Origin of the sequence: uncultured Candidatus Kuenenia sp., from assembly GCF_900696675.1 — a bacterium.
In the GTDB taxonomy this organism is placed as follows: Bacteria; Planctomycetota; Brocadiia; order Brocadiales; family Brocadiaceae; genus Kuenenia; species Kuenenia stuttgartiensis_A.
Map to the genome: position 1 here is coordinate 1 of NZ_CAADGZ010000177.1, position 5,606 is coordinate 5,606.

5 protein-coding genes are annotated in these 5,606 nt (G+C 44.6%); 4 read left to right on the plus strand and 1 reads right to left on the minus strand.

Features of this window, described 5'->3' with window-relative positions:
- Positions 1-533 precede the first annotated feature (533 nt).
- The 4 genes from QZT26_RS16205 to QZT26_RS16220 are packed head-to-tail and all read left to right on the plus strand — an operon-like array spanning position 534 to position 3,565.
- Positions 534-1,172: a hypothetical protein gene (locus QZT26_RS16205; RefSeq protein ID WP_161081509.1), complete on the plus strand. Its 639-nt coding sequence runs from the start codon at positions 534-536 to the stop codon at positions 1,170-1,172.
- Between the two features lie 38 nt (positions 1,173-1,210).
- Positions 1,211-1,663: a helix-turn-helix domain-containing protein gene (locus QZT26_RS16210; protein ID WP_164994994.1), complete on the plus strand. Its 453-nt coding sequence runs from the start codon at positions 1,211-1,213 to the stop codon at positions 1,661-1,663.
- Positions 1,557-2,771: a Mu transposase C-terminal domain-containing protein gene (locus tag QZT26_RS16215; protein WP_164994869.1), complete on the plus strand. Its 1,215-nt coding sequence runs from the start codon at positions 1,557-1,559 to the stop codon at positions 2,769-2,771. The genes QZT26_RS16210 and QZT26_RS16215 overlap by 107 nt, the downstream gene beginning before the upstream one ends.
- A 2-nt stretch (positions 2,772-2,773) precedes the next feature.
- A complete protein-coding gene (locus QZT26_RS16220; RefSeq protein ID WP_295103642.1) occupies positions 2,774-3,565 on the plus strand; it encodes an AAA family ATPase in 792 nt (263 codons plus the stop codon).
- Between the two features lie 711 nt (positions 3,566-4,276).
- On the opposite strand, the gene QZT26_RS16225 is transcribed toward QZT26_RS16220, so the two are convergent.
- The gene (locus tag QZT26_RS16225; protein ID WP_295103645.1) at positions 4,277-5,011 is read right to left on the minus strand and encodes a rubredoxin-like domain-containing protein; all 735 of its coding nucleotides are present in this window, start codon (positions 5,009-5,011) and stop codon (positions 4,277-4,279) included.
- Positions 5,012-5,606 lie beyond the last annotated feature (595 nt).

The window sequence follows — 5,606 nt, forward strand, 5'->3', positions numbered from 1 at the left end:
AAGAGGTTTCAGGTTTCTCGGATACGATTTCAAGGGCAAGTATAAGGGTATAAGCACGAAATCACTGAACAAACTCAAGAGCCTGTCCTGAGCCTGCCGAAGGAACAACATCAGAGACATCACCAGATGCTACGTCTTAGAATAAATGCTCCAAAAATGCCCAATTAGTCTCAGAATATTTGAGTCTAATACCCAGCAAATGATTTGAAAAATCTTACCCAGCTACCCCGCCTTTTTTTTATCCTGCGTAAGTATTTCACTTGATTTTTTGTTCACGTTAAGAAAAATACATCGTTTACCCCGTTAGAAAGAAGTTCCGTCCGTAAGGCGGAGTAAAGCCTCATTAAATAGTTTGGAAGGGGTTAAAACCACTTCCAAACTTCCTAACGGCGGTTTACTTCCCAGTTCCCCGTTTTCACGAGGACAAGTTTTGTAAGATTTTTCCGGAACATAAAAAACTCAGGGCAGGAGGACCGAACGTTGGGAAACTTCATCCTCCTGCCCATTTCCCCTCTATACAAAGGAGGCAGTGCGTGAATATTATAGAAAAAATCCACAAGCATGAAAAGCTTATTGCGACAAAACAGAAGCCATGCTTTTGTCCAAAGTGCAAGAGTACCCATGTCAATTTCACCCTTCATGAATGCAGATATCGGTTGTTTCACGTTATTATCGACTCCCTTGTTCATACGATAGAATCTTTCCTGGGACGTTGGAAATGTTCCTTGTGCAAGAAGACGTTTACTTCCTATCCTGAGTATGCGCTCCCTTACAAGCGGTACGTAAAGGATCACTGTCTCTCCTTCAGTCAGGCTTATGTCAAAGATGATACAGAAACCTACCGGAGTGTCTCCTCTGCCATCGGATATACTACCCGAACACAGGAAATAGACAACCGCATGCTTGCCTGGTCAACCGTTTGGAGGTGGCTGCGTTTCTTTGGCTCACTGAAATACACACTCCGCAACGCCTTTGACCTCATCAGGCAGGCCGACCCCAACTCTCCGGTTTTTCGCCAAATGTTTCCCATTTACCACGGAAAGTATAAAAGCAAACAACGAAAAACCTCCCTCGATCAATCGATTCAATTGTTCAGCGCCGAGCCGGAATATCACCGAATTTTTGGGCATTCATTTTTCCCCGAACTGGCAACAAAAAGCGGCTGGTCTTGAGTTACAATCACCTCCACACTTAAAAAAGGAGGTGAATTATGAAATCGAAAGACGAAAAATGGGCTTTATTCTGGTGCAATCTTCTGCATCCTGTCATCTTCGGTGAGATTGAGAAGGAGCAGACCAACCTTTTTCTGAAAAAACTCTGCCTTCAGGAGGTCGTATTCCCCAACGGAAAGCGGAAAAGACCCACTATCTCTACCCTCAGGAGAAAACTCAACCGCTACCGCAAAGATGGATTTCAATCTCTTGCAAGAAAGGCGAGGAGCGACCGTGGCGCATCCAGAAGGTTTTCTCCTGAAATTATCGACAAAGCCGTTGAACTCAAAAAAGAACAACCACGCCGCAGCGACGATTGCCTCAACCGCTTTCTTGAGAAATACTATGGGAAAACGATCCCCAAATCCACCCTCTACCGCCATCTCAGACTCGCAGGGGCGACCCGGCTCAAACTCGGCGTCTCACAGCAAAAGGTGCGTATACGCTCTTAGCCGTGAGCATACCCACGACCTCTGGATTGGCGACTTCCAGGAAGGCCCTTTCGTGCTCGTTGACGGCGAGGCGCTTCCCACAAACCTCTGTCTCTTTATCGACTGCTACAGCCGTTATGTGGTCGAAGGACGGTATTATCTCAAACAAACCCTCGATATCCTTATCGATTCTCTCATCAGGGCCTGGACTATCCACGGCTCGCCCAAAGAACTCTACCTCGACAATGCCAAGGTCTACCACTCTGACGCCATGCGCTCTGCCTGTTACAACCTCGGCATTAAACTCATCCACAGACCACCACGCGACCCTGCTCCCGGCGGACTGGTCGAACGTTTCTTCGGCACCAGCCAGACACAGTTCGAGTCGGAAGTCCGCTCCGGCGACATTATCACCCTTGATGCCATTAACCAGGCCTTCTCCGCTTACCTTGCCGTCGTCTATCACGCAAGAATCCACTCCGAAACCAATCAATCTCCAAAACAACGCTACGACGAGGGGCTTACCGTCATCCGACACGTCGATATGGACGCCGCTCTTGCCTTCTTCATGAAACGCATCCCCAGAACCGTTGACAGAACCTTTGCCGATGTCCGCATTGATAACCGCTTTTACCGTGTTGACCCCAAACTCAGAGGCGATAAAGTAGAAGTCCGTTACGACCCATACGGCGATCTCAAAAAGGTCTTGATCTATTCCGCAAACGGTGAATACCTCGGCTCGGGAAATCTCTACCTGCGCGACCAGGGCGCTGAAACTCCAGCCGCCTCACCTTCAAAACCAAAACATAATTACCTCGACCTTATCACTCAGAAACACAAATCCATTCTCCAGGCTCAGGCCAAAGGCATTGATTACCACCAAATCATCTCCGAACGACCCTGGCCATTCATGGCATTCGTCCAGAAACTCGCACTCCTCATGGGACACAAAGGCTCTCTCTCCGCCTTCAGCTCTCATGAACTCGAATCGCTTAAAAAATGCTACAACCGTATCCCCGCTCTCAACGAATCATTGCTCACGGAGGCATTCCAAAATGCCTCCGTGAAAACCTTACCCTATATCATTCGTGAATTACAAATCGCTTACTCGAAAAAGGAGGTCTCTTAACCATGTTTACTTCTCATTTTTCCATGACTACTCAGCCGTTCTCTGAAAGAATCAACACCAGCCTTATCATGAAAGACGAACGCTTTACCCAGGGGCTTGCACGACTCCAATACCTCTTACACTCAGGCTCTATCGCCGTCCTCTACGGACAGACGGGAGTCGGAAAATCCACACTCCTCAAACTCTTCCTCTCACAAATCCCCCAAAACCTGTTTCTCCCCATCTACCTCCATTTTACCCACCTAAAATCATCCAGCCTTCTCTCCTTAATCGTCTCCCAGCTCGGTGAAATACCAAAACACACCAAAGACCGGCTCTTCCTCCAAATTATGGATAAATCCTTGCGCTCAAATCTCACTCCCATTATCGTTATCGACGAGGCTCATCTCCTGAAAACCGACGCCATCACAGACCTCAGACTCCTTGTCAGCTCTCCGCTTGATTCTTCCACTCATCTCAAAATCATCCTCTCGGGACAGGAACACCTCAAATATATCCTCAAAAGAGACATCCATGCCGACTTCGCACAACGCATCCCGGTACATTACCACATTCATCCCCTTACTAAAACTCAAACCGCTGCATACATAGACTTCCATCTGAAATCTTCCGGCGCATCCGATAAAATCTTTGACTCAGACGTCAAAGACCTGATCCATGAGTTCTCCGCCGGCATCCCAAGACAAATCAACGCCATTTCCACCGCCTGCCTGATTAACGCTTCCATCAGACAATCACAGAAAATTACCCAGGATATCTTCCATCAGGCTCTTGCTGAAATTCAATCTTTTTAAGGAGGTCTACCATGGCCCGTCTCTTTTCCCCTCAACTCTTGCGCTCATTACGAAACGATATCCCCATCGATCGACTCATCGCTGATGTCCTCTCCATACCTCATAAATACTCCGAAGGCTATTTCCGCTTCCTCTGCCCTCTCTGTTCTGAATTTAATTCCGCCACCAACCCAAATACGAACCTCGCCAGGTGTTTCCGTTGTAAAAAAAACTTTAATACCATCGACATCGTCATGGTAGATTCCAACTCCTCTTTCCCAGATGCTGTCTATCTGCTAAAATCCGTTTTACCTCAATATATTAATTCCACTTAATCTGAGAATTCCAGGTTCATTTATTGTGGGGCTTAGCAGCTACCTGAAGCAATATTTCGCAGTATCAGAGCTACAGATATTCTTGTACCCTTAACTGAAGTTCACCTCTGCGAAACAACATAAGAATATGTGAACATATGAGATAAGTAATTTTGCGTACCATTGTCAATATCTATCGTTGTACGCAGGGTTAAATTGCCGCAATCAAACTTGCCATGAAATGAAAAGAAGATTTATCGGTACTTGACTCTCTCCGCCAAGGGCATTAATTAAATGCTGTTCTGTCATTCTTTTCATAAATACCCCCCTAGAAAAATAAAGCCTTACTACGAAAATATTCTTTTCAAACATCTTCGGTGGTAAGGCTGTCTTTTTTGCAACTACTAATACAGAAAGATCAGACCAAAAGACCATTAAATTTATCCCTCCATTCTCTATATTCAAGTACGTAGTTATAGCCGCAAACCTTGCTTATTTCTCTGTTTTGTAATATTTTATCTATTATAAACGCACATTCTCTCGTTTCCCTTTGCGGACCATAGGGGTTGAAGATCATACCCTCTTTCTGAACAAAAACATAGTCACAGATTAACAGAATATTCTCAAAGATATAAAAGGTAAAACCTGGGGTATGCCCTCCGCTATGGAAGGCTTCTATGCCTTTTTCAAAAAAATTCTCTTTAAACTTTACATCAAAGGTGAAACCTGCACAGATTCTGTGGGCAGAATCCAGGTCATGTATGCGTACCTGGGATTTAAAAAATTCACGGTACTGGTTACTCGCACCAAGAAAATGGTGATGGGTAAAGATGATTGCATCAACAGGCTCAAGACGATTGTCAAAGCAGGAAGGGCAGTCTATCCAAAAAGACTTATCTCCTGTCTCGATACGATAAGCAGCATGTTCCAATCCAAGGGCGGGGAAGGAGTTCAAGCGGGTTACCTTTTCGTTAACAGGGGTTCCCATGACTTTAAATTTCGCAGAACATTCCGCTGAAGTAATAAATTTTTCCTTAGGGGCACCACAGAAAGGACAATTATCAGGATAATATCCTACCATGTTATAACCACATACCAAACAAACATATTGTTCTTTTTTCACTACACAATTTATTAAAGGGACACTTCCCATATTTAATTTACCTCCGATTCTTTTTCCTTTTCTTTTTCCTTTTCCTTTTCCTTGGCCTACCGGCCTTCTTTGGCAAAAGGCCACGATCAAGCGCTTTCTCAGGCTTTTTTACAAATCGCTCTGTGCCAAGCGGCCTCCCTGTTTTGTTATAGCCACTGAGGGTCTTTAGATTAAAACGCCTTGTCTTCATCGTCAAAAAAAGACGTCTCCCCGATTGTTTCCACGTTGGGTGATATGGTGCGGATAATTCACAGCGCAGACTCTCGCTATTTTTTTGGCATACAGGGCATACAGAGGAAAATATCACACCTTAACGTGCATGTCAAAAAATATGGGAAATGTCCCTACAATTCCCTACAATTCCAACGTAATTTTTTCTTGACGATAATAAACATTATGTTTATTATCTCTCAATGATAAAATCATTCCGTTGTCGTGAGACTCGAAAAATATTCTACCGCGAATATTCCTAGCGCGGCCTTTGGCCGCAACCAAAAAGGTGATTTTTAGTTTATTATAAAGTATAGTAGTATCCTCGTAAATAGTAATCAGACAATTTGGAGGACACTACTTATGAATAAGTTGATGGAATTAT

Excerpts from the sequence above, each read along its gene's own strand:
- QZT26_RS16210 (WP_164994994.1), top strand. The coding sequence starts at position 1,211 with ATGAAATCGAAAGACGAAAAATGGGCTTTATTCTGGTGCAATCTTCTG.
- QZT26_RS16215 (WP_164994869.1), top strand. The coding sequence starts at position 1,557 with ATGGGAAAACGATCCCCAAATCCACCCTCTACCGCCATCTCAGACTCG.
- QZT26_RS16220 (WP_295103642.1), top strand. The coding sequence starts at position 2,774 with ATGTTTACTTCTCATTTTTCCATGACTACTCAGCCGTTCTCTGAAAGA.
- QZT26_RS16225 (WP_295103645.1), bottom strand. The coding sequence starts at position 5,011 with ATGGGAAGTGTCCCTTTAATAAATTGTGTAGTGAAAAAAGAACAATAT.